The sequence below is a fragment of the Bacteroides sp. ET489 genome (assembly GCF_030518095.1).
Lineage (GTDB): Bacteria > Bacteroidota > Bacteroidia > Bacteroidales > Bacteroidaceae > Bacteroides > Bacteroides ndongoniae.
Genome location: NZ_JAULLJ010000029.1, coordinates 1 through 26,012, shown reverse-complemented (window position 1 = coordinate 26,012; position 26,012 = coordinate 1). Strand labels below are relative to the sequence as shown.

At 40.6% G+C, this 26,012-nt stretch carries 22 protein-coding genes; all 22 read left to right on the top strand.

Annotated features, from left to right (window positions below):
* Window positions 1-152 precede the first annotated feature (152 nt).
* Window positions 153-656 carry a Rha family transcriptional regulator gene (locus Q3C19_RS13975; RefSeq protein ID WP_302730093.1) on the top strand — a complete coding sequence of 168 codons (504 nt, stop codon included), beginning with the start codon at window positions 153-155 and terminating at the stop codon, window positions 654-656.
* Window positions 653-1,387, top strand: a complete 735-nt coding sequence (locus Q3C19_RS13970) for a Rha family transcriptional regulator (protein WP_302730091.1) — start codon at window positions 653-655, stop codon at window positions 1,385-1,387. The genes Q3C19_RS13975 and Q3C19_RS13970 overlap by 4 nt, the downstream gene beginning before the upstream one ends.
* A 116-nt stretch (window positions 1,388-1,503) precedes the next feature.
* Window positions 1,504-1,992 (top strand): DNA-packaging protein, encoded by a 489-nt coding sequence (locus tag Q3C19_RS13965; RefSeq protein ID WP_302730089.1) that lies wholly within the window; start codon window positions 1,504-1,506, stop codon window positions 1,990-1,992.
* Entirely contained in the window at window positions 1,985-3,301 is a 1,317-nt protein-coding gene (locus tag Q3C19_RS13960) for a phage terminase large subunit (RefSeq protein ID WP_302730087.1), read from the top strand. The genes Q3C19_RS13965 and Q3C19_RS13960 overlap by 8 nt, the downstream gene beginning before the upstream one ends.
* A 1-nt stretch (window position 3,302) precedes the next feature.
* Window positions 3,303-3,848, top strand: a complete 546-nt coding sequence (locus Q3C19_RS13955; protein ID WP_302730085.1) for a hypothetical protein — start codon at window positions 3,303-3,305, stop codon at window positions 3,846-3,848.
* Window positions 3,845-4,273 (top strand): hypothetical protein, encoded by a 429-nt coding sequence (locus Q3C19_RS13950; protein ID WP_302730083.1) that lies wholly within the window; start codon window positions 3,845-3,847, stop codon window positions 4,271-4,273. Before Q3C19_RS13955 ends, Q3C19_RS13950 begins: the two co-directional genes overlap by 4 nt.
* Window positions 4,274-4,275: 2 nt before the next feature.
* Window positions 4,276-4,743 carry a hypothetical protein gene (locus tag Q3C19_RS13945; protein WP_302730081.1) on the top strand — a complete coding sequence of 156 codons (468 nt, stop codon included), beginning with the start codon at window positions 4,276-4,278 and terminating at the stop codon, window positions 4,741-4,743.
* Window positions 4,730-5,827 carry a hypothetical protein gene (locus Q3C19_RS13940; RefSeq protein WP_302730079.1) on the top strand — a complete coding sequence of 366 codons (1,098 nt, stop codon included), beginning with the start codon at window positions 4,730-4,732 and terminating at the stop codon, window positions 5,825-5,827. The genes Q3C19_RS13945 and Q3C19_RS13940 overlap by 14 nt, the downstream gene beginning before the upstream one ends.
* Window positions 5,824-7,719 (top strand): hypothetical protein, encoded by a 1,896-nt coding sequence (locus Q3C19_RS13935; RefSeq protein ID WP_302730077.1) that lies wholly within the window; start codon window positions 5,824-5,826, stop codon window positions 7,717-7,719. The genes Q3C19_RS13940 and Q3C19_RS13935 overlap by 4 nt, the downstream gene beginning before the upstream one ends.
* Window positions 7,720-7,721: 2 nt before the next feature.
* Window positions 7,722-11,009 (top strand): phage tail tape measure protein, encoded by a 3,288-nt coding sequence (locus tag Q3C19_RS13930; RefSeq protein WP_302730075.1) that lies wholly within the window; start codon window positions 7,722-7,724, stop codon window positions 11,007-11,009.
* A gap of 433 nt (window positions 11,010-11,442) precedes the next feature.
* Window positions 11,443-12,576 (top strand): ATP-dependent Clp protease proteolytic subunit, encoded by a 1,134-nt coding sequence (locus Q3C19_RS13925; RefSeq protein ID WP_302730073.1) that lies wholly within the window; start codon window positions 11,443-11,445, stop codon window positions 12,574-12,576.
* Between the two features lie 22 nt (window positions 12,577-12,598).
* Complete coding sequence (locus Q3C19_RS13920; RefSeq protein ID WP_302730071.1) at window positions 12,599-13,666, top strand: hypothetical protein; 1,068 nt, start codon at window positions 12,599-12,601, stop codon at window positions 13,664-13,666.
* A 14-nt stretch (window positions 13,667-13,680) separates the two neighbouring features.
* Window positions 13,681-14,292, top strand: coding sequence for a hypothetical protein (locus Q3C19_RS13915; protein WP_302730069.1), 612 nt, complete (start codon window positions 13,681-13,683; stop codon window positions 14,290-14,292).
* Window positions 14,289-14,921, top strand: a complete 633-nt coding sequence (locus Q3C19_RS13910; protein ID WP_302730067.1) for a hypothetical protein — start codon at window positions 14,289-14,291, stop codon at window positions 14,919-14,921. Before Q3C19_RS13915 ends, Q3C19_RS13910 begins: the two co-directional genes overlap by 4 nt.
* A 20-nt stretch (window positions 14,922-14,941) precedes the next feature.
* The gene (locus Q3C19_RS13905; protein WP_302730065.1) at window positions 14,942-16,129 is read left to right on the top strand and encodes a hypothetical protein; all 1,188 of its coding nucleotides are present in this window, start codon (window positions 14,942-14,944) and stop codon (window positions 16,127-16,129) included.
* Window positions 16,104-16,616 (top strand): hypothetical protein, encoded by a 513-nt coding sequence (locus tag Q3C19_RS13900; protein ID WP_302730063.1) that lies wholly within the window; start codon window positions 16,104-16,106, stop codon window positions 16,614-16,616. Before Q3C19_RS13905 ends, Q3C19_RS13900 begins: the two co-directional genes overlap by 26 nt.
* Window positions 16,616-18,796: a hypothetical protein gene (locus tag Q3C19_RS13895; RefSeq protein ID WP_302730061.1), complete on the top strand. Its 2,181-nt coding sequence runs from the start codon at window positions 16,616-16,618 to the stop codon at window positions 18,794-18,796. Before Q3C19_RS13900 ends, Q3C19_RS13895 begins: the two co-directional genes overlap by 1 nt.
* Before the next feature lies 1 nt (window position 18,797).
* Window positions 18,798-21,749, top strand: coding sequence for a glycosyl hydrolase family 28-related protein (locus Q3C19_RS13890; RefSeq protein WP_302730059.1), 2,952 nt, complete (start codon window positions 18,798-18,800; stop codon window positions 21,747-21,749).
* 2 nt (window positions 21,750-21,751) lie between these two features.
* Entirely contained in the window at window positions 21,752-22,054 is a 303-nt protein-coding gene (locus tag Q3C19_RS13885; RefSeq protein WP_302730057.1) for a hypothetical protein, read from the top strand.
* Between the two features lies 1 nt (window position 22,055).
* The gene (locus Q3C19_RS13880) at window positions 22,056-22,331 is read left to right on the top strand and encodes a hypothetical protein (protein ID WP_302730055.1); all 276 of its coding nucleotides are present in this window, start codon (window positions 22,056-22,058) and stop codon (window positions 22,329-22,331) included.
* An 8-nt stretch (window positions 22,332-22,339) separates the two neighbouring features.
* Window positions 22,340-23,278, top strand: coding sequence for a hypothetical protein (locus tag Q3C19_RS13875; protein ID WP_302730053.1), 939 nt, complete (start codon window positions 22,340-22,342; stop codon window positions 23,276-23,278).
* Window positions 23,275-24,681 (top strand): glycine rich domain-containing protein, encoded by a 1,407-nt coding sequence (locus tag Q3C19_RS13870; protein WP_302730051.1) that lies wholly within the window; start codon window positions 23,275-23,277, stop codon window positions 24,679-24,681. The genes Q3C19_RS13875 and Q3C19_RS13870 overlap by 4 nt, the downstream gene beginning before the upstream one ends.
* Window positions 24,682-26,012 lie beyond the last annotated feature (1,331 nt).

Genomic DNA, 26,012 nt, shown 5'->3' with positions numbered 1-26,012 from the left:
TTTATGTCTGCACGTGTGCTGCATATTCATAGTATAGCGGCTTTGTACCCCCGTGTGGAGCGTTAATGCGCCCACTGCCCTTGTCGGTGTAAGGTAACGGGAAAGGCAAAGCCGTTTTCTTTTGCCTATAATGCCAAAAATACCTTATAGACATGGCAACAACATTATCTCTGTTCCCAACTCAGGAACAAAACAGCCAACATTTAGTAATGGTCAGCAATGACCAAGTAGTAACAACATCCTTGCAAGTCGCAGAGAAATTTGGTAAACTGCACAAAAATGTAATCAGAGCCATTAAAAATCTGGATTGTAGTGAAGAATTTAACCGGCTCAATTTTGAGCCCGTTGAATATACAGATGCCAAAGGTGAGAAACGAATAATGTATTATATTACTTGTGATGGGTTTGCTTTCCTTGTAATGGGGTTTACGGGAAAGAAAACTTCATTTATCTCTTGTGCTTTAAGAAAAATGATGTACTTTTGCAGTGCTACAACTACATATATTAGCATTGCAAAAGCAATGTGTTGGAATGAGAGAAGATATTGCGTCTCCCATAGTCCGTTCATATATTCCAGTAATATATGTGGTTGTAGCAAACTTGGATTATGTGGAGACGTTTTTTTTGTTTCATCATCTAACGCTACAACCAGATGAAAACATTTAATTCATTCCGAGCTCAGGAAGAAAAGGAGCAAAACAATCAAATTACTATTCCTTTTACCGTAAAGGAAGCAGAAGAAACTTATGAACTTGTTACAGCTGTTAATGGTCAGGCAGTAACCACATCTTTAAGAGTGGCCGAATATTTCGGAAAGGCACATAAAGATGTGTTAAAAGCTATTAGGGCTCTTGAGTGCTCAAACGATTTTCAAGGGCGCAATTTTTCGCCCTCGTTCTATACCAGGGACTTACCTAATGGAGGAACAAAAAAAGATCCTATGTATTACATGACTCGCGATGGTTTCACCTTTCTGGCCATGGGTTTTACCGGAAAGGTGGCAGCTCAATTCAAGGAGAACTACATCAATGCTTTTAATCAAATGGAAGACATCCTGCGCAGCGGGCAGGAAAACAGGTATGCTCTCTCGGTACTGAAAAGTGAACTGGTAAAGGTGAACAAGAACCTGCGAAAAGCCATTACGGCAGGCAGGTTGAAGTATGGCAACGCATACGGGCCGGCTGGCGACATCCCATCATCATTCAGTTTGTACGAGCAGGATAGCTTCATCAAGAACGTGAAGAACATCATGGCACACGTAAACAACGCCTTGCTTACCGCTTATTTCCTCAATACGGAGTTGCAGAAGAAAGACGAAACCATCCAGGAATTGGAGCAGACCATCAAACGTATCCGATTGGAAACTTCAAAAGTATTGGGATATTGAACGTAAAATAATCTACTGACACGAAGATGTCAGTGCTTTTATGAAGTACCGGGTAGTCCCCCTGTGGATTATCCGGTACTTTTGTTGTATATACCAATAAATAAATTGATTAGATTATGGCTGCACCGAAAGGAAACGAGTTTTGGAAACTGAGAACCAAGACCGGAAGAACCAGACTGTTTGCCGAACCTAAAGCTTTGTGGGAAGCGGCGTGTGAATATTTCCAATGGTGTGACGAGCACCCCTGGTTGGTAGTAAAGAACCGGACGAAAGGAAAGACAAAGGAAAAAGAAGAGTCACCCACGCAACGCCCGTACTCTATCACGGGACTTGTGCTCTATCTTGACATTTCGCTCCAGACGTGGTATAACATCAAGGAAAGAAATGAAAAAGAATTTATGGAGGTCTTATCGCGTATAGAAAGGGTTATCGAGACCCAGCAGTTCGAAGGAGCCTGTGTCGGAGCTTTCAATGCGAACATCATTGCACGTAAGCTTGGCCTGGCCGATAAACAAGAATTAGACCATACCACGCAAGGTAAGTCGTTCAGAGGATTCGATTTCCTTCCATATACACCTGAGGCTGATAAATTAAAGGATGAATAACAAGGTCAACATAAAGCAGCGGTTAGCGTACAACTATCTTCGTGATGACACGACTAAGTTTCTGTTGTACGGTGGCGCCGGAGGAGGTGGAAAGTCGTGGCTCGGCTGTGAATGGCTGATGCAATGTGCCTACTACCTTCCCGGCACCCGCTGGTTTGTTGGCCGAAACAATCTGAAGGATAGCCGTGAGTCTGTAACCGTTACTTTCAACAAGGTAGCTAAGTCTCACGGATTCACCGCATACAAGACAATCAGTGACGGTATAGTTTTCGACAATGGAAGCGAGATTGTCTATATTGACCTGACCTATTATCCGGTAAAGGATCCGATGTATGAACGGTTGGGGTCTAAAGAATATACAGGCGGATGGATTGAGGAAGCTGGAGAGGTGCATTACCTTGCATTTGAAGTTTTGAAGACTCGTATCGGCCGGCACATGAACGATGTGTACAATGTACCTGGTAAGATACTTATCACATGCAATCCCAAGAAGAATTGGTTGTACCGTGACTTTTACAAGCCGTGGAAAGAAGGTAAGCTAAGAGAACCGTACGCCTTTATCCAGGCACTTGTGCAAGATAACCCGTGGGCAACAGAAGACTATATCGAGAGCCTGCGTAACACGAAGGATAGGGTAACCAAGGAACGACTCTATTTTGGCAACTGGGAGTATGATAATGACCCGACGGCGCTTTGTGAGTACGATGCTATCTGTGACCTGTTCACGAATGAGTTTGTCAAACCTGCAGGAACTTCGTCCGGTTCTGCCGACCTTGCGATGAAGGGCCGTGACCGTTTCATCGCCGGCCACTGGAAGGGAAATGTGTGCTACATTAAGCTGGATCAGGAATACAGCACGGGTAAGTCCATCGAAACAGACCTTAAGCGTATGATGATTGAGTGCTCCATACCCCGTAGCATGATGATAGCCGACTCTGACGGATTGGGTAGTTATTTGGAAAGTTATCTGAATGGCATCAAAGAGTTCCACGGAGGAACGCGGCCTATCAATCCCGAGTATGACAACCTTAAGTCCGAATGTGCCTTCAAGCTGGCCGAACTTATCAATGCCAGGAAATTGCGTGTTGTTTGTACGGATGCACAGAGGGAACGCATCATAGATGAACTGGGCGTATTGAAGCAAGCACACATCGACGCAGATACGCGGAAGAAAGGTATCATCAGCAAGGAGAAGATGAAAGAGATACTGGGTCATTCGCCGGACTATCTTGATATGCTGATTATGGCAATGTACTTCCGTATCAAACCTATTGTACAACGGCCGAAAGGCAGATTAACGGAGAATTGATATGAACGTGAAAGAGTTTTTGGTTTTGGGGTCGGTTGCAACCAATACAGCCGAGGTGGTGGACAGTATGAAGAAATTGCCCCCTCCCAAATTTGTAGGAGAACATAAGGTTCCTGATAGCTTGAATGATCTGACAATCGGTGAGCTTTTGTCACTGCAAGGTATGGGTGAGGTGAAGGATTGTCTGTTTGTCGTTTGCCGGGTTTTGTTCGGTATGAGTGAAACGGAAGTACTTGCCACATCTGCGGAGGACGTGATTGCATTGTCTGCATGGGTGGCCAAAGAGGTGGAACGTATTTCGAAGCTGTTTACGTCCACTTCTGTTCCCCCGACAGACGAGGAAAGGCAGGCTGGGGTAGGTGATTTGAATTTTGGCATGTTTGGCATTTTAGACTATTTCGCTTTACGAATGGGCATAACCAATCATGAAGAGGTAGAACGTGTGCCATGGATTCGGGTGTACAAGTGTATGGAGATGGATGCTGAAAAGATAAAATATGAACGTAGATTGAGAAAAGTAATTCAAGAAAGGAGCAAAAAGAAATGAAGCTGAGTGTAGAGAGGAAAATAGCTTCGGTTGCCGAGAAGCTTGGTATCACCTATTTGTATGAGAATTGGGCTACAGCTAACGTTCGGCTCGATAAGATGGAACTTCCGGCCATCATCAACTTGCTACCTGCTTCCGGTCGTTTTGTCATCGGAAAGACACAGCTTCGTGACAGACCCAACTGTATGATTGCCTTTGCTGATAAAACAAAATTCGATTTTGATGGTGTGGAAAATGACGAAATCATCGAACGTTGCAAGGCATATGCGGTGCAGTTCATTCGTGAGTTGAACAAGAGTGGCATGTTTGAATTCGTATCGGATGAAGTCCCTTACTCTGTGTTCTATGACAAACTGAATGTAAATGTTACGGGTATTGTCATCGAGCTGTCACTTAAAGAGGTCCAAGGAGTACCTATGTGCTGACTATGAATGATCCGAGAGCTGAAATAAAGGGAATACTGGGTGAAGAACTTGTAAGCTTGAGGCAACGTATCATTGAAAACCATATACGTGCAGGACAGCGAGCCAGTGGAAAGACTATCTCCAGTTTGCGTGTCGATGTGAAAGACAACCAAGGTATATTGTTCGGTCGTCAGGCGTTTGGTGTGTTGGAAACCGGACGAAAGCCGGGTAAGGTTCCGAAAGGGTTCTATCAGATAATCCTGCAGTGGGCGAAGGACAAAGGAATACAGGTTGAGAACCCGAAGTCGTTTGCTTACTTTGTTTCCAGAAAGATAGCACGGGAAGGAACCGAGCTGCACAGGCAGGGTGGGCGAGCCGACATCTATTCGCCAGAAGTAGAGAAAACGATACAGGAAATCATGAACCGTGCGTTTGCCATCTTCAAGGATGACGTGACGCACATAAATCTGAATAGCAATGAGGACGCATAACATTGAAGACACTACTATTGAGTACCCGGATGTTATAGGATTCTGTTTTAATCCGGTAGTGATAAACATCTACGGGCACGAATGGGCATGGGTGGAGGTAACGGTTACTGATGTACTTACTGGCACATTACACAATGAGAAAAGGGCCATGTTCAAAACGGCTTGCTTCTTCGATATCTCCTTCTATATGCAGTCGGCATTCGATGCTACGGAATTTGGAAAGATAGACTACTCACAAACTACAGCGCAAGACAGTCAGCTTGGCCGGCTTTTCTCTGTTGAAGTTGATATGTACAGCTCCGATTCTGAGATTGGACAAAGTTTCCAATTTGATACATTCATTATCTGGGGAGCTATGAAAGTGGGGGAAAGATATAACGGAGACAGGGTGCTGACATGGTTCAAGAATCTACCTTTCACAGTAGGCATGTACACGGCAGGTAGTGGAGAGGTGAGCGTGACCGCTGACGGCCAGGTAATGCCCTCTATCGCATTATCGGAACGCCGTGTATATAATCTTATGCTGAATGGAATTGACGCCGTGAATGAGGTCGTTTTAAATCTGCCGGGAACAAGTACTGGCGCCAGCGTATTTGACCATACATTTGATTTTACATTTCAGGAGATGCTGAATATGGCGGCCAATGTGAAGCTGGTGGTGGATGAGTGTACGGATGGCATATATCTACGATGGGTGAACAGACATGGGTTTTATTGCTACTGGCTCTTCAAACGTGGGGATGCCCAGCTTGTTGTCAGCAATGACGGTGAGTTTATCCGCAACAATATGCAGGACTATTCATACAAGAACGGTTACCATGGTGGTAGCGGACGCAAACAGCGCAAGACAGAGGAGAACACGCTGCCTGTATGTGCTCCGTTGGTTGACAGCGATACTTACGACTTCCTCTTTCAATTGGCGTTGTCTCCAGTAGTTGATATGTATGCAGGAAAGGATAGCAACGGAACGGACCGTTGGATGGCTGTCAATATTTCTGTCGGTACCTATAGCAAGACGCGGGCTGTCCTCCAGGATTTTGTGGCTGAGATTATATTACCAGAAACAAGAGTACAGAGCTTATGAGAGATGAAATGCTTTTTATTGATGGTGAATTAGTGGATTTGGATGAAGACACCAAGATTACTTTGAACATCAAAAGTAATCTGTTCACAGACCTTAGCAAGATTGTTAGTAACAATAGCTATACCATCAAACTACCCAAGACAGTGCGGAACCAACGCATTATTGAACATGCAGATTTGCCGGCATGTAATACTGACTATTCGAGAAAATATCATCAGGGTAGATATTTTCGAAATGGTGTAGAGATAATATCGGATGCTAAGGTTGTACTTATATCTGTTTCAGATAGTATAGAAATGGCAATGACATGGGGAAATTCAACAGCTTTCCAAGATTTGGTGGATGCGGATTATTCTTTGAATGACCTAATTGAAGTAAACGATTCAGGAATAGCAAGATATCTTATTTGGAAAAATTGGGGTGAGAATGATCGGAACTTCCCTTATGTAAATTATGGTTTCCGGTCTGACGAAAGTCAGGTATGGTACCATCCTGCTGTCTCATTAGAAAAAATCTTAGGCTATATAAGCGAAGATTTTGGTGTTGCTTTTGATTGGCCATCAGAAAAGGAACACATCTTAAGTGACCTGTTCATTCCGATTGTTAACAGGAATCCCAGTGAAGCGTATTCAGAATATTGTTCGATTACTGTAGAGATTAATGGAGTGTATTTAGATAATGCAGAACATGTTAGTTTATATTTTAAAAATGTAACAGATAGATCATATTATGGGAATATGGTTCAAGTCGGTGGTATTGTTGGCTCAAATACAGTGACTGCATATCATTCATATATTCGGAATTCCGTTCCGAAGATATCTGGCAATTTTGAAGTATTGGTAAGAAGTTCCTCAGAGCCTTCTACAGCTTTATTTGAAGTGTATAATTATAACTTTGATGGAACTGGTTCAAATCTGGACTCAAGTACTGTATTAGAGGTTTCTCCTTTTAGTATGGAGAACATGAATAATGGTACTTACAAATTAGTTTTTGATTTCACAGATGAACAGTCAAGTTTGCTTTCTACGGAATGGTCATATCCATATATAAAGTTTGGTATTAAAAATATTGGAGATGTCAATAACGTCGTGTCTATAAGTGGAAATGTAAAGATAAAGAATATTGAGGAGCAAATCTTGATGCAAGAATATTTGGACGAAGCAATGGATAAAAGTGCAAATGGTAGATTCTGGATTATTCCTAATTTGCCTGATGTAAAAGTGATTGATTTCATTAAAATAGTATCATCACTGATGGGAGTATTTGCTTCTTCAACTGAAAAGAATGTGCTTCGCTTTATTACTATTGATAAATTGATATCAAAGGAGAATGCATATGATTGGACTAAACGTGTAGTTGCTTCATATTTGGATAATAAACCAATGCAGATTTCATATACGCTTGATGGGTTTGCACAAAAGAACATATATAAATGGCAAGATGATGATTCGATACGTGGAAACTATGATGGTTATTTGATTGTGGAGAATAGTACCATTGCTGACGAAGCTGAGGTAATAGAAATTCCTTTCTCACCAACAAATATGGTTGGCGGTATTGCTAATATTCCATTATATACGTATGATGATGAAACGGGGCTTCAATATAACAATGTCGAGCAGCGTCTATTACGTTATGATGGCAATAGAGGGGTATTTACAGGTTTAGACTGGGGTACGATATTAGCAGAGAATTATCAGTCTTATCAAAAGATAATTAGAAAACCTGTTATCATTAATGAAAAGATTGAGATTAGCGATATTGAATTGAAAGAATTAGATGTTACGATTCCTGTCTATTTGGCTCAATATGGTAGATATTATGCGATCATATCTATAAAAGCTGAGAATACAGGAATATGTGAATGTAAACTATTACAATTGGAGGTATAATTATGGCAGATGCTACTGAAAAAATCCTTGAGATAAAGGTGAAATATGATGATGCTATTCGGAAAATTGCGGCATATCAGACAGAGATTGATAAATTGAAGAACGAAGAAAAGAAGTTCTCTGACGAACTGAAAAAACGGCTGAAAGAGGAAAACTTATCTGCTTCGGAACGGGAGGCGGCAATGACACGTTATAACGCAGAAATGGCTAAGTCTAAAGCCGAAAGACAGCAATATGCGGATGCAATTAGAATACTCAATAAGGAAATTAAGAATGAGAGAATACAACAAACGGAGTTAGAAGGGTCAGCCAAAGCCTTACGTGCAGAGTTATCCAATCTGACAGCGGAGTATGACTCTTTGAGCCGGGCAGAGCGGCAAAGCGCTAAAGGAACAGAACTTCAAGATAAAATCAATGCAATAACCGATGAGCTGAAAGGAGCTGAAGAGGAAACGCAAAGGTTTTATCGAAATGTGGGGAATTATGAAGAGTCCATCAAAAGAGCGGTTGGCATCAATAATGATTTTGCTAATTCTCTGATTAACATATCACAAAATTCGGATGGCTTTAAAGGATTCATGTCTAATGCTAAGGCAGAAATATCATCTTTCACTTCATCGCTTACCGGATTGCTTAAGAATAAGGTGTTCCTTGGAATTGCCGGGATAGCTGGAGCAGGCTACGCCTTTAAATGGTGGTACGACTATAACCAAGGGATTAAAGAGGCTACAAAGTTGACGAAACAATTTACCGATTATTCAGGGAATCAACTGAAAGAGTATAGAAGCGAGGTACAGGCACTTGCTGATTACTATGGTAAGGATTTCAAAGAGATGCTTACAGTAGTCAATGCGTTATCTAAACAATTCGGCATTGAAAACACAAATGCGTTGAAACTTATCAGGGATGGTTTCATTGCAAATGCTGATATTGGTGGAGATTATCTTGATATTCTAAAGGAATATTCTTCATCCTTCAAAGAAGCGGGCATAAGTGCAGATCAGTTTATTGCTATTATAGCACAGACAACCCAAATGGGTATATTCTCAGATAAGGGTATAGACACAATTAAAGAAGCAAATATCAGATTGCGTGAGATGAATACAACTACTGCAGATGCTCTTGATGGGATTGGCATATCATCTAAGAGGGTTCAACAAGAACTTCAATCTGGCTATAAAACTACATTCCAGATCATGCAAGAGGTATCTGCGAGATTGAATGAGCTCCCTGGAACATCACAGAAAGTTGGAACTGCTATTGCGGATATATTTGGAGGACAAGGTGAAGACGCTGGATTAAATTATATTCGAACATTGAAGAATATATCTACTGATTTGGATGCTGTCAAGAAGAAAACCGGTGAACTAGGGAAAGCTGAGGAGGATATGATAGCTTCGCAAACAGAACTTACCAAGGAAATATCACTTCTTTTCGATGCGACAGGAGGGTCATTTGAAAAAATGACATCGAAAGTGAAATCTTTCGTTAATGATGTATTGTCAACTCTTATACGTGATGTTAGAACATTATTTGAAAGTGTTGAGGATATAGCAGATCGGGAAACGAATGCAGCTAAAGAACTTGGTAGGAGTGTGGCATCTGAGAATATAGCTAGTGAATATCAGAAAATAGAAGATATTAAATCACGATATGTTAAGCAAGGTATATCAGAAGAAGAGGCACTTAAAAAAGCAAGGGAAGAACGGCTACAAGTATTACAGTTATCTTTGCAGCAAGAAGAGGCATATTTGCAAGAAACATATTCAATTAACGAAAAGTACAATAAAGAACGTCAAGAAGCATCTTTCTGGAGACAGGGTGTCGGGCTGGATCGTTCAAACAGTGCCATTTATCAAGACATTGCTTCATCATGGAAGGATTACACAAACCAAATTGCAGCAGTGGAAGCTACAAAAAAGGAAATAGAACTGATTTCTTCATACAATCCAAACAGCATTACTAAAACATCCGGAAGCTACTTGCTTGATTCTGAAGCTCTTGAAGCAAAGAAGAAGGAAATAGAAGAGATACGCAAGGCAGAAGATGAAGCGCTAAAACTCATAAAAGAAGGGAGAAAGAAGCAAACATTAGCAATAGAATACGAATATGGCAGGCAAATTGAGGATTTAAAACAACGTTTGGCGGAAGAAGAGAATCTTACACCTAATTCAAGAAAAGCTATCAATCAGCAAATTGAATCTCTTGAACAGCAAAAGACAAATGCTTTAAAGAAACTATCTGATGAAGAGCTTGAAAAAGAATTAGAGAATAGACAAAAACTAATATCTCTGCAGCTTGAGTCCGTTAAAGAAGGAAGCGAGCAAGAGTATCAGTTGAGGGTACAGCAGCTCGTAGCGGCTCGTGATGCTGAACTGAATCAGAAAGAGTTGACCGAGCAAATGAAACTGGCAATCGTAGCGAAGTATAACAAGCAGATGGAAGACCTTTCTGTCCAGCATGATGCAGAGATTTTGCAGAAGCAGAAAGAGGCTATTCAACTGCGCTATGAAACAGAAATAGCACAAGCATATGGGAACGAAGAAGAAATACTTCGTATCAAGCTTGAACAGAAACAAGCAGAATTGGACTCTATACAACAGTTGGAAGGAGAGAGCACGGAAGCGTTCAATCTTCGGAAGATTGAGATGCAGAATGAATACTTGGCTGCCAAACAGGAATTAGCGAACAAAGAGATAGAAATAGAGCAGGCTAAATATGAAGCTGCGGAGTCTATTGCTGGTGGATTCTCAAATTTGTTTAATTCGATGGGGGAGGATAACAAGACATTTGCTATGCTTAGTAAAACGTTAGCTCTTGCTGAAATTGCTATTAATACAGGAACTGCAATAGCCAAGATGGTTAGTGCAGAAGCAGGAAAAGGTATATTTGGCCTTGCAACAATGGCATCTGGTATTGCAACGATACTTTCTAATATCGCATCTGCTATAAGTATCGTAAAAAGTGCTAAATTTGCAACTGGAGGTAAAGTCGTAGGTCCTGGATCAGGAACGTCGGATAGTGTGCCTGCCATGTTAAGTAATGGGGAAAGTGTATTGACGGCTGCTGCCACTTCAATGTTTGCACCGTTGCTATCTTCGTTTAATCAAATTGGTGGAGGAGTACCAATCAATGTTACGGAGTCTAGCAATCAAGCGTTGGGAGAAGATATGTTGGCGAGGGCTGTAGCAAAGGGGGTTATGATGGCACCAGCTCCAGTGGTCTCAGTTGAAGAGTTTACTTCAGTTGCAAATAGAGTTAAGTATGTAGAAAGTTTGGGTGACGTATGAATGGATATGAATTGTTGATGCTAAATAGGAATGTCCTACAAATAATGAAGGATGCATCTCTTGATATAGGTGATATAAAATATCTGGCTATGTATCAAGAGTATGTCAGGTTGTCTAAAGAAGGTCATAAAAAAACATATATTGTTCAATATCTGTCTGATGAATATGGAACGTCAGACAGGAATGTGTATCGTATAATCGACAAGTTTTCGAACGATATCAATTTTAAGGGGGCTGATCAATAGCTCCCTTTTTTATATGATCGTATGAGCATTAGTTACTCGGTGCAAGTCCATGTTGAGTTCTAATTGCAGACTTGCTTATACCCTATTTCATTAGAAAAAACACTGACAAGGCGTGTCAGTGCTATTCTTTTATAAAATTCTTATAGCCATATCTCGTTCATTACCTTTGTTTCAAACATTTATGAGATATGGCTAAATTATTTATCAACAAAGACATTGTGGCCGATGACGATAAGATGAAACATTGGTATCTGACTGGTGCAGATGGTATGTCATTCAGTGATGTGCAACAGTTCATCAGTTGGGTAGACCCAGATGATAATCATATCGACATTGAGTTTCATTCGTGTGGAGGAGATGTAGATGAAGGATATGCCATTTATGACGCCATTCGTGCTACTGGGAAAGAAATATCTGCGACCGTAGTCGGAAGATGTGGTTCTATGGCGACAATAATCCTTCTTGCTGCTCCACTTGAACGAAGAAAAATGTATCAGCATGCAAAGATTTGTATTCATGACCCGTATTGTCCGGGTATAGATGGTGCTCTTGACATTGATACATTGGACGAGATTAAATCTGGTCTCGAAACAGAAAGGAACAGGATGCTTTCCTTGTATGTGGAACGGTGTGGAGTAGATCGGGATGCTCTTGATGCTCAGATGAAGAAGGCGAATTGGTTTGGTGGAGCGACAGCTAAGCAGCTTGGTTTTGTGAGTGAGGTAATCATGCCGAAGTCGGCAAAAGTAGTAATCAATAATAAAAGAAGTATGGCAAAAAAAGAAGATGAAGTGACGGTCAGCAAGTCGTTGCTTGGCCGTTTGCTGGCCAAATTGGGCTATGCAAAAATTGAAGATGTGCCTGCTGTTGCACTTGAGTTGACAACGGCTGGAGGTGATGTGTTGACTGTTGAACGTGAAGAAGGTGAGCCACAGGTTGGTGATGCAGCTTCACCTGACGGAGAACATGTGATGCCGGATGGTAAGACGATTGTTGTAACAGACGGTGTCATTACGGAAATCAGAGAAGATGAAGAATCTACTGATGAGGAGGTACAGGCTCTTAAGAACCGTATTGAGGAACTTGAGACTGAAGTAGCAAGTCTTAAAGCGAATGCTCGCACAGTTGAAGACAACAAGATACTGAATGCTATCAAGATGGCAGGAGGTGTGGATTGGTTGGCAAAAAACTGCTCCACTTATAAGGTTGCCGGTCGTTCGCAGACTGTAAGAACCTTTGGTAAACAAGACGTCGAAGATGGTGAAGAAGACGAAATCAAGCGTAAGCTGCGTGAGGAGAAAGAGAAACGTGGTATGAAGTGATTTTAGAAAGGAGGAATAGAATATGCCTAAGTTGGATTTTGAAAAATTGACGCCGAGCAATCAGGCCGTACAGGACCTGAGAGAGTTGATGGAATTGACCGTTTTCCAGAATGAGGATCTTGCACGTTTTATGACGTTTGTCCCGAACGTGACTAACGGGAAAAAGGTAGGATTCGTCGGAGAAATGGAAGACGTTGGCCAGTCTGGTGGAGGATGTAATCCTACTTACAAAAGTGCCAAGATAGCTGCTGCTGAAAAAGAATGGGAACTTGGTTCATGGGAAATCCCTTTGTCTCTGTGCTATACTGATCTGGAGAATACCATTGCTCAGTATTGCTTGAAGAAAGGTACAGATATTGCAGACCTTACCTCTTCACAATATATGAGTGGTATTGTTGAGCCCAAGCTTTCCAATGCTATGATGAAGATGATTTGGCGCTTTGTATGGTTCGGTGACAAGGATGCAAAGAATATCTCCAGCAGTGGACAGATTACGGACGGTTTGGACACCAAGTTGTTCGATACTTGCGATGGTTTCTTCAAACGTCTGTTTGCTATCTGTACAGAGAATGAGGGACAGCATACAACGATTGCTGCGAACTCCGAGGCATCATACGCCTTGCAGAAGTCAAAGTTGAAAGAGAGCGGTGTTGCTACTTCCATCTTTGATGAAATGCTGGAGAATGCTGACAGCAGAATTTTCCAGCATGATGGTCATGCAATCTTTGCTACGAAATCTTTGTGTGACGCTCTGTCACGTGATATCAGGGACAAGTATAAGGTAATCATGCCTTGGCAGACAGTATTTGACGGACTGGAGGTCGGAGAATATGATGGTGTGCCGGTTGTCAAGTGCTCTATTTGGGACCGCTTCATCCAAGCCTATCAAAACGACACTTCTAAACTTAATCTCCCTCATAGAGCTGTGTTGTGCTCTCCTGATAACCTTTTGTATGGTTGTGAGGGTACGGAAGCTATCTCAGACTTGAGAATCTGGTTTGAGAAGAAGGATAAGAATAATTACATCTATTCGGAAGGTAAGCTCGGCTCTGTGATTGCAGAAGACAATCTTGTACAGGTGGCTTACTAAAAAAGGAGGTAAACATGGGAGTATGTGACGAAATGTTGAAAAAGGACATCGCACCGTCGTGCGATGATCCTGTAGTTCCTGGCTATGAGCAAGAAGGCGTCATTATGAACCGGGATGAGGTTGATTTTGCTTTGACTACCTTCAATGCAACTCAGAAGAATGTCATCGAAACCTTAGCGATGAAATCCGGAAAAAAAGGATACAAGGTTGTTGTACCTGGCAAAACGCCTTATACTGGTTCCAAAACTTCGTTGGCTACCGGTACCTATCGCAATACGTTCACGAATGCGTTGCAGATTGTGGTTTTAGACCATGGACCTGAAGTTTGTTCGGACATTATCGATGGTCTGGCTAATGGTAGTTACGTGGTTATTTTGGAGAACAAGTACAAAGCCCTGCAGAAGGAATCGAATCCGGGGAATGCAGCATTCCAAGTGTACGGTTATTATCAAGGGCTGACTGCAACAACGCTTGAAAACGATAAGTATAGCGAAGATACTGAAGGTGGTTGGCTGGTTAATCTAGAAGAGACAAAGTGCCCGAAGTCAGCTTTGTTCTATTTCAAGACCGACTATGATACTACCAAACAGGCTTTGGAGACCTTGGTAACGACGCCTGATGAATGATGGATGTACAAGAAGTGGTAAAAAGAATGCAAGAGTTGGGAAGCAAGGCTTCCCTCTCTTCTTCCGAAAGGTCTGAAATAGAACACTGCTATTATGAAGCACTTGGAAAGACTTTCCATAAGACATCCTGTGGCGACTGCTATCGTGATGCAGCTATCGAGATTTATTTATATCTAAAACGTAACGGAAAAATGAAAGAAAAATCAAATTATGCGCTTAAAAACGGAATCCTTCTCCAGCCGGAGTTTGGAAATTCATCGTTCTATACGAATGCCAATCTCACTGACGAGGTCGCTGAGAAGTATTTGGCTAAACATCCCGAAAACATCAATATGTTCTCTGTGTATCCAAACGACTGGGAAGAAAGGGTGAAGGAACGAGTGGCACCGTCATCTGATATTAATGATAAGCTGGTTGCAGAGCTGATGGAAGCCTTGAAAGTAGAAGATGCTACTGACAAAACCGTCAAAGAAGCCTTCAAGACATATCAGCTTGGTGGAAAGAAGGTGACGGCTAAAGTCCTTGATGCACACATTAAGGAAGCTAAGGCTAGAATTGAAGTAGAGTCTGCTAAAGAACCGACAGTGGATACCGACAAGATCGATAACTCCGAGGAAGCAGAAGAGTAACTAATTAACATCACGGGACCATGAAAGTAAGTGACCTGAAGAAAAAAAGCACTAACAGGCTTGAAACTGGATATATCAGTACATTGGGGATACAGAGCTACGGTGAGGACAATCTTTACCCGCAGATATTGAATAATATCATTTCTGCGAGTTCTACGGGGAGCGAATGTGTCGAGCGGTATGCTGATTTTATTGAAGGTAACGGGTTCCGTGATGTTTCATTTTCCGAATATACCGTAAATCGGAGAGGTGATACAGCAGATGATATTCATACTTTAGTATGTAAGGACGTTGCAAAGTATGACGGATTTGCCTTACATGTCAATTATAACATATTCGGTGAGATTGTTGAGATACAGCATATACCTTTTGAAAATTGTCGGCTTCAAGAAGAAGATGAGAATGGATATGTTGGTAAAATAGCAATCCATCCCGACTGGACTGGTAGAAAAATTCGAGATGGTAAGACCATCAAAATAGACAAAAAGCATACTGACTATATAGACGTGTTCAATCCTCGGAAAAATGTCGTATATGAACAGATCCGTTCGGCAGGAGGCATTGAAAACTACAAAGGGCAGGTGTTGTGGGTTAGCGGAGCAGGAAATTTAGTCTATCCTATATCTCGTGCGGACCGTGTAGCTACGGAAATGAGTACAGACGAGGGTCTGGCCAACGTCAAATACCGGAATGTACGATGTAATTTCATGCCAAGTGGTATGATTGTCACTAAAAAGGGTAGCTCTGTGAATTTCGATGAAGAAGGGAAACCTATTCCGGATTATGAAAATGAAGATACTGGATTTTCTGATACCATAAAGCAGTTGCAGGGAGATACGAATGCTGGAAAATTACTTGAGGTAACTCTTAATTCGGATGAAGATAAGCCGGAATTTGTTGACTTGAGCTCAAAAAACTATGATAAAGAATTTACGGTGACAGACGCTAGTGTCGTAGAACGTATTTATTCTGCATTTGGGCAGGAACCGTGGTATTGCATACGTGTTGGAAAACTTGGATTTTCAGGTGATATTTTGGAAGATGCGTTTGAGTATTATAATTCTATTGTTAGCAGACAGCAGCGGATGATTGAACGCTCATTTATGAAGATATTTGAGCATTGGTATGAGATTGCAAATTCTTCTAATGACTATAGTGTACAACCTTTGAAATATGTGAGAAATGCGGAAGTATCTAATAACATTTGATGAAGTTTCTTTACTTGCTCGTGGTATGTCAATGCACATTGAACAAGAAAAAATAGAGATCTATATACGTGAAAGTGAGGATATAGACATCAAACCGGCTCTTGGTGATGCTCTTTTTATCGATATACAAGATAATCCGAATAAATATGATCTTCTTATAAACGGTGGAGTGTACGAAGATAAAGGTGGTAAGCATGTGATGACAGGTTTAAAAACAGCACTTGCTTATTATTCTTATGCCCGCTTGGTAAAGAATGGGGACGGGAATGTGACACGATACGGATTTGTGAATAAGGAGGACGAATATTCTTCCAGAACGGATTCGAAAGAGAGAGTGATGGCGTACAACGATGCTTTTTCCATTGCAGACAGCTATATGAAAGAGTGCGTGCTATATCTTAAATCTCATAAGAACGAATACCCTTTATACAAAGGTGAGGGAGGTTTGAAAGCTAACAGAACTGTATTTCGAATAATTGGAGACTGATGGCAGATAGCATTGACATATTAAAGAAATTAGCTTTGCAAGTGCGTAATGCTTCGTCTGCTGGCGAAAATACGGCAGAGAGGGTAGGCCGTACGCTTGTAGGAATATTGGAGTTAATAGGAAAGGCTAATATTGATGAACTCGCAAAATACTTTATACGTAAAGACAAAGAAGACGAGACTGAGTATATTGTCAAGTTCCTGTCAGGTATTGAATTTGGCCAATTCGTATCTGGCCTTCTCGGTACAGGTGGAGCTGTACAGATAGACGATGATGGCTGCTCACACGCCGAGTTCGACTATTTGACTATCCGCAAGGTAGCTCTATTCATCGAACTAATCATACAGGAGGCCAAGCACGTGGGTGGTATGCTAATCGTTTCTCCATCTGGAATGACGATTTCCAAAGTAGAAGAGACTGACACTGCATACCGATGCTACTTCGAGCGGACGGACGGAGATCGTACCTTGCAGAACCAGTTCACCGTCGGCACGCAGGCCCGTCGGCAGACGTTTAACCTCACCAACCAGGCATACTATTGGCGGCTGGTGACGGAAGTCGGAGATGATTACGTGGATCTGAGCAAAACCGACTGTGACACAGGTTCGACCATCCCGCTGGCCGGCGACGAACTGGTAGGCCTCGGCCATCGGACAGATAAGACACGCCAGTCGGCCATCATCATCTCGGCGTTCGGTACTGATTCTCCTTCGATAAAGTATTACCAAGGCATCGATTCCTACAACCTTGTGGACAAGGCTGTGAAGATGGATTATTACGACCCTGTTAGCGGGCGTTTCAAGTCTGTGACTTACGGTGATACTTATGTGGGGGCCAAGGATGGGAGCACGTATATGAAGTACGACCAGGAGAACGGTGTGGAAGTGAAAGGTGTGCTGCATATCGAGAACGGAAGCACTGGAGCAGGAAATATTAAGGATCTTCCGGAGGAGGTGCAGAAAGCGGCGGAGTTCGCCGTCAAGGTAGGTGGCGTAAACCTGCTGCTGAACTCCGGATTCACTGGAAATTACGAGACCGAAGAACTGGAAGCTGATACCATGCTGGAGGAAGAAAGCGAACTGTACAGCAAGGCACTGCTTCACTGGTCTGGAGTGGCAACCGTACAGGAAGATATAGAATCAGCATCCGGAAGATCTGCTGTAATTGGCAGTCTGTCGCAATCAGTAAACTTAATTCCAGATGAAACGTATGTTATCAGTTATAAGGCAAAAGGCGAAGAACTGGCTGTGTCGTGCGGTGACTATAACGTTGCTCAACCTCTTACGTCCGAATACGTCCGATATACGCATCGATTCACCTTCACAGGCACAGGTGTATTTCTTGTCAGTGGTACCGCAACCGTTTGTGACCTTCAGTTAGAGAGAGGAACGATAGCAACTGACTGGAGTCAATCACCCCAGGACAACGACAAGAGTATGTCAGAGTTTCAGACATTGAAGTATCTGGCTGATGCAATCAAGAACGGGAGTGTAGACATTCTTGGCGGATTGATACTTGCTAATGTAATCCAGCTGGGTAACTACAAGGACGGTGTACTACAGAAAGTGACAGCAATCCTTTCGGGTATATATAACGATGACGATGATGTAGCCTTTGCATCGGGTGGTGACATGGAGAAAGCCATATATACTGTCATGAAGTATAAGGATAATCCATCATACCAGCCAACCGAAGAAGAGTTGTTGCACATGGCCAAGGCAGTGATCACGCATGGAGGTAGGTCAATTTTTAACGATGTCATTATACGCGGATATGTATATGCCATCGGTGGAAGATTCCTCGGAGACATCGAAGCAAAAACGTTACAGCTTGGGATAACTACCAACGAAGATGAGGAGACGTGTGACGGCGCATGTGTTTATTTCTCCAACTTAGGGCTACTACCAGAATTGCAAGAAGGTAGATGTAGAGAAATAAAAATGATCGTTCCGTTGGTTACAAGATTACTGGTAACCTATCGGTTTAAGGGTGAGAATGACAACGTGAAAATTGCCATCAACGGAAACTACTTGGATAGAGGAATTGAATTTACCGCATCAGGATCGGGAGGTTCTGCCTTCTTGCTTGTAGGTACAACTTATAATAATGAAACAATCTGGAGCGTGTTCTCGCTGAACGATACCGCAAAGGAAATACTTAATACAATGTTACCGGAATAATATGGAACTTAATACAATTCAAAATAAAAGCAACTGGGGTAAAGCAACAGAATCGATTAATACGAACTTCGCGCATGTGGGTTCTGAGATCGACAAGTTGAAGTATGCGGCCTATAACAGTAAGCTGTACCCATCGCTCGAAGTTCTCCAGCAAGAAAAGCCCAACCCTTCAGTTGGAGATTGGGCCATCGTCGGTGATACTATACCTGGAGCAATATACCGTTGTTCGACAGAAGGCGTATGGTCTGCTACTGGTGAAACCGGTGGTGGATATGGGATGAACGTTACGGAAACGAATGTAACAGAGAATAACCATTACGGTGACATAATTAATAATCCGGATGATGAAGATCTGACGGAAGAGACAAACGAGAATGAAGAAAAAGTCATGAAACTGGCAGACAAGGAATACAATGCTGCCGGGTTCAGCGGTCTTGGTCGTGTTTATATTCGAAGAAATATCTCTGCGTCAAAAAATATACTGACGCAGGATATGATGGGCAAAGCGAATACGAGATATATTATTCAGTATGATTATGACCTGAATGGTGGAACATTGAATATACCAGAAAATTGTGAACTTGAATTTCAAGGTGGTTTACTAAATAACGGTGTTTTATCATTTAGCAAACCATGCAATATAAATGCGGATAGGCAGATTTTCAATGGAGTTACATTGCAAGCAGATTCTGTATTTTGTGATACTGACATTAACCCAGCTTGGTTCGGAGTAAAAGGTGATGGTATTACTGATGATACAGAAGCTATCAAGTATATGTTGTCTTTCTGCAAGAATATTAGAAACAAAATTCATGAAATGAGGAATGGTGCGGACTATTCTCCTCGTATCGTATTCAAAAAAAGAGCATATTACAAAATAACATCACCGATATATATAAATTTCAAATGCCATATACTTGGCGACCCTGTATTTTTATATACAGGTGAATCTATTGCAGAAGATATTAATAATTTTAGTACTACAGGTGCAGCAATAATAATAACAAATCAATACAACACTAAATTTGAATTTTCTGTTGTTCGGATGGACACAAGCTATGTTGAAAGTACTGAAGTAACGACGGATTTAAGCGATAATATCCAATTCGCAGCCGTTAAAACTGGAACTTGTGTCTGGTGTAATTTCAAGATTCACCAGATATTTGGATTTAATACTGGAGTGTATATGCGTTGTAAAGGATTTGATTGCACTTGGCAGTGTATATTCGATGTGCATTATATTTCTTTTACGTTACATGCTTTTATTGTGAACACTATAGAAGAAGGCTGGAGTAATGGAAATAAAATTTGTAACACTATATTTCTTGGACAAAGCGGTACTGCAGGAGGAATAATTGTTCCATCTGATTTCAATCATGGTAATTTTTTAAAATTTATCGGAGACGGAACTTATGCTGCTAATTCATGGGTTATTGACAATGTTCAAATCGAGACTAAGATATTGAACAAATACCCTATTTATTTTATGGAAATAGAATTAGATAGCGTTGATTCTTCTAAGCCTTTTAGAGATTTCTCTATTAAAAATCTTAGACTGGAAAATATCGGTTCAACAATTAGTAGTGGAACCCTCTGGAAATCCAACGCGCCACATCAGAATATTAATATTGAAACTAATCTATATACTTCTGTTGCGACTATGGAAATGGATTATTATGGGGTTACAGTTTCACTGAATAATCCTGTAGTAAAATCCACAGGAATAATATACTCTAATAACACAATATATGGGCTGGCTTTTGATTACAAAGCGATGGCATCTATGTTATATTATTGTGGCCGGTATTATAACATTGATAGTAAGATAAGACTTGTAAGTAGACAAACTGATGTTAGTAATACGGATTCTATATCCTTATTTGCTTGTCCTTCTTATATTATTAATATTGCTCCAGGACAGATATTTAGATTCACTAAACAACAAACCCAAAGAGCATTCTTTATGTTTTATGATTCTTCAGGTACAAAGATAGATGTACCAAGTGATATAAAATATGGAAGCAGCTTATATGTATTCTCATCTTCAGGGTATAAAAATCATCTAAGTACCGCAAATGATACAGATGGAAGCGCATGGTTTGTTAATCAATCCACATCTGTAACTTATAGGTTTTCTATACTTTATTTAGATGACTATACGATTGAAAGTAATAAACCTATTGTTACGAATACTGTTACCAAACTTCGTATGCGAGGTGGCAATGCAGACAGACCTTCATTGACATCAGCATCTGATGGTTTCGAATATTACAACACGGATTCCAAGAAAAAGGAAATACTAATTGGAGGTGCATGGACTTCTATTTCAGGATCTGTAAGTAGCTCTGCAGGTCATTCATTCGACTTTGATTATGCGAAAAGATGCTTAAGATACCTTGGCATGTATTATAACATAGATGATAAGTTCGTATTGGTAGGAATTAATAATTCAATTCCTAAATACACGTCTATCCTCAATCATTTTACAACAATAGGTGAAAAGATCAAATTATCTCCTTCACAAAAAATTTCTTTTTCAAAGAAAGCTAGTGGCAGAATGTATATCGTATTCTATGACAGTAACATGATAAGGATTGATTATCCATCGTCAGATATTAGCTACGATACAACCAATTTATATGAAATCACTTCTGGAAGTTATAAAGCATATATTCAAGCAAGAACGGATGAGACAACCAGTGGATTTGTCCAGAATGATTCAGAAAACGAATATTATGTATCATTTATTTTGACAGATGATTACACTTTAATTAGTAATAAAACTATTGAAGTGGCTACGAATGAGAATAAGCTGTTATTTTCGGGGAATAATGACGGTAGACCTTCTTTGGGTTCTAATAACAATGGATACCAATATTATAATACCGATTTAGGTAAACCTATATGGTGGAATGGAAGTAAATGGATTGACGCAACAGGAACGGAGGTATGATTATGAGCAGCATAGGTACAGAACTAAAGATAAATGTCCGTATCGACAGACTGGACGGATATAAGATGAGTGACATAGATTTTACCTGTGAATTTTATGTATATACCAACCGTAGGGTGACGATGGCTAAGGAGCATATGGTAAAGGCTGACGATGACAATTATGTGGCTTTGGTTGACTCATCGAAGTTGGGGACGGGTACAATCAGATGCCGTGTCACTGCACACATACCTGATGCGGACTTTGATGATGGAATCCGTACTGAGATTGAGGAAGTGAATACGGGCATTACAATAGTCAGATGAAATGGGATGTCTGAAGGTCATAACAAATCGTATCGGTGACGGTATCCATGCACATTCCGCACGTGTCGGAGAAGGCATTCAGATTCTTGCCGACCGGATAGGTGGAATGAGTGTTTCATGTGGACTTGTTTGCACAGTAAACTCTCAGGATAAGATATTGTGGTCGGAAAAGTACTTAGTTTGGCTAAACAATGAAGTCGGAGTGGTGAAGTACAATAGTCTGCTATCGACTCAGGATTGGAAATTAGAAGAAGTAACAATAGAAGAACTTTTATAAATAAAATTATGGGTAGTATTAAAATTGGTAAGTTTGAGATTTCGCAACAGAGTGGAACTGCAGGAAAAACGCCTATTGGGCATAAGCTCACCGAGAAACACACAGGTAGAAACAAGTATCAGAAGATGGTGCGTGCGAGTATATCAGCTCCGGGGTCACAATCGGAGGCGATTGAGACTCTTGAAGTGCAAGGTATGACACCTTATCTGACATTGAACACTTCGCAGACAGAAGTTGCCTATAATGTAACGACAGCAACACTGAACGGGAAGAGTAATGCAGAGAAGTTTCGTGTATCTTCAACTGGCAAATCAATCACGCTTGTAACTAACACTGGATATACTGTGTCTGAAAACATAGGTACTTTCTCTGCAGGGTTCGGCGAACAAGCGGAAGGTTCGGTGGCAATTAAGCTACAATTTGCAGCAAACAATACGAGTAGCTCGGAGACTATTCCCATTCTTGTAGAATATTGGGATGGTAGCGAATGGCAAAGTGCAGGTACACACAATATCATCCAGTCATCTTCGGATGCAGATGTTTCGTTCACTATCACACCTAACACTCTCGAAGATTTTGCAAAAGAAGGAGGTGTGCAAACAGTGTCGATCACATCTAACGTGGCTTATTCTATCGAAGTGCAAGGAGATGTTGAAACAAGTTGGTTGACACTATCCCGCCAATCAGGTACCGCTACAACAGAAGAGTTGAACATTACAGCAGCAGCGCAAGCTGTAGGAGCAGCAGCAAGAGAAGTATCGATCAAATTCAAGTCGAACATTACAGGCAGTGTTATCGGTACTCTTGCCGCAAAACAGGTTGCTGGAGAAGCATACGCAATTTCGTGGGAAAGCGACACGATTACGTTCACGAACGATGATCTTAATCAAATCAAGAATAATAACTTGACAGCAAACTCAGACTGGTATATTGAGGAAGTCGTATGAACATTGATTGGTTAGCCATCACACCGCAGTCCGGAAAAGCTGGAACAAATCCTATAAGTTTCCAGCTTATATCCGAGAACGATAGTTTTGAAGACAAGACTATTCGGATTAGGGCTATATGCGGTAATTCCAAATCGGAAAAAACGATCGTTCTGAAGGGAAAAACATATCCAATTGGTACGGTCTTCAATTTTGCTTATACGGGGTCAGTGCAGGAAATCACTCTTCCGAAAGGACGTTACAAGTTACAATGTTGGGGTGCTCAAGGAGGTCACGTTAGTGGAAGTTACACGGCTACCGGAAGCAAGGGAGGATATTCCGAGGGAGTTCTGACTCTTACAGAACCTACAACCATCTATGTGTTCGTGGGTGGACAGGGTACATCTTCCTCAACATCGAGCACAAGTGGTACCGCTAATGGTGGTTGGAATGGTGGAGGTGCTTCTATAAGAAAATCATCGTACGATAACAGTGATATTTACGGAGAATCTTATCCTCGCCCCGGAGGTGGAGCTACAGATATGTGCCTTGTTACTTCCACTATGAATTATTCTTCAGGGAGGACAAATAGGAGCTCTGTATCACTATTGAGTAGATTTATAGTGGCAGGCGGTGGCGCAGGAGCATCTATCAGGTATACAGAAGAAACAACAGAGACAACTAGTACAAGCTACGAAAACGTAGGTAATGGAAAACTATCGTATTCGTGGAATAACGGTACATATTGGTATTATTACAAACAATATTTGAATGATAGTATAGTCAAGGGGAAAAGATATAGGTTAACTATAAATGGTGGCTCATTTAATAGATGTTTTATTCAAATAAAAAATAAAAGTACTGGGCAACAAGTCACTAATTTGGGCACCACTTTTAATGCTTCTTATGATATTGATACTTATAATTATGAATTAGCTTTAGAAAGTGTACTTGGATCGAGCATTTCGTACACTTATATTTTAGATGAAGTAATAACAGTTACTGATACAGAGACTACTACTTCTTCCGGAAAATCAAATTCCTCACAACAAGGAGGAGGTACAAGTGGTCGTGGACAGTACCCTGGTACGCAAAACTCGGCAGGCTCAGGAGGTGCATTTGGATTAGGAGCAAACCAAACGACTACCAACTACCGCTATGATGCGGGTGCAGGAGGTGGTGGATGGTATGGTGGTGGTACAAGCCATTCGGACACGGGTACCAGTTATGTGAACTATTCAGGAGGTGGATCTGGATTTGTCAACACAGCTGCAAATGCGGGATATCGGCCAAGCGGTTATACAGGTTTGCAGCTTGAAAGTGGAAGTACAAAGGATGGTTCTACATCGTTTTCTTCTCCTTCAGGTGGGAATGAGACTGGCCATTCAGGTAATGGATATGCGAGAATAACGGTAATAGAATAATTATAAATATCTACAACCATGTCAAACTCATTCTCTACCTCAACGATGGCGACAGTTCCCAAGCGGCTGCTGTTGGGAACTGTCATCTTTGTCTTGCTTGCAGTGCTGGCAGAGAGAATCCGCAGGGCTAAACACGGAGTTTGATCGAAATATCACGTAATATCACGACACAGAAATAGTCCGTCACGATCAATGTGACGACCTCTTTTATACATAGGTATCGTCTAATTATTTTTAGTCATTCTTTAGGATATTTAGTTCTTCTTATTATCTTCTATGAATTTATTAGTATCTAATATTATTCTCTCGTAGATGTTTATATTCTTATTAAATAGTCTAATGTCGTGTATGTTATCAAAATTTATAATCACAGTACTTGAATCTATTCTGTCATACAAAAAATATACACTATTACATTCACCTATATAATTATAGACAGAGTCGGTATAATGCAAATTGTTAATTGTTGTAATCTCAAATTTAACGTTATTGTTTATTCTATTTTGTCTGGAATTATAAATAGCTAATAGTATGGCACATACTAACAATGTGAAAAATATTATAAAAAATGATATGATATCGAAATAATTCTTTACAGATTTGATTTTAATTTGTTGACGTACATCTTGATAAGCAGGATACACAGACGATGATAATAAAATGAGAATGGATATAAAAAAGTACTTGTATGGAACGCTGAAATTATTAACATATATATTATATGGTATAACGATTCCAATTGTAGCTGCTAGAATCGCATAAATAGATAAAGTAGAAGGAGGTATATTATTTTTAGATTGATATCGTTTCAATTTTCCTGTTATTGGATTTAGTTTGTTTCTAATCCATTGATTGATTTTTCCTAGTATACCTTTCTTATTATTAAATGTTGTATGCCTAATCCTTTCAAGATAACTATTCACAATCATAAATGAAAAAGATAACGACACGAATATAATTATTGGTATTAGTGTAGACACAAGTATTTCGGATAGCGTAATATATGAAATTATATTTATTCCAAATTGATAGTAATATGTGATATAATATGCAAAACCTAAAATATAGATTACTAGTGCTATGATAGGTGTAATTTGCATTACATAAGCTTTTATCCAATTTTTTGATTTCATATGAAATTGTTGTGCATTTTAATTTAATGTTTTACTTGTTATTTGCAAATGTATAATTTTAAATAATAATGTGGCAATTTCTTTTTTCTTTTTTCAAGCTGACATAGCTTGTCAGTTGATTGTGGCCGTGTCCTTTTATCTGCAAACCTTTCACGATTATCTTTGCCTATCAAAGAATAATTACTATATTTGCCCGTG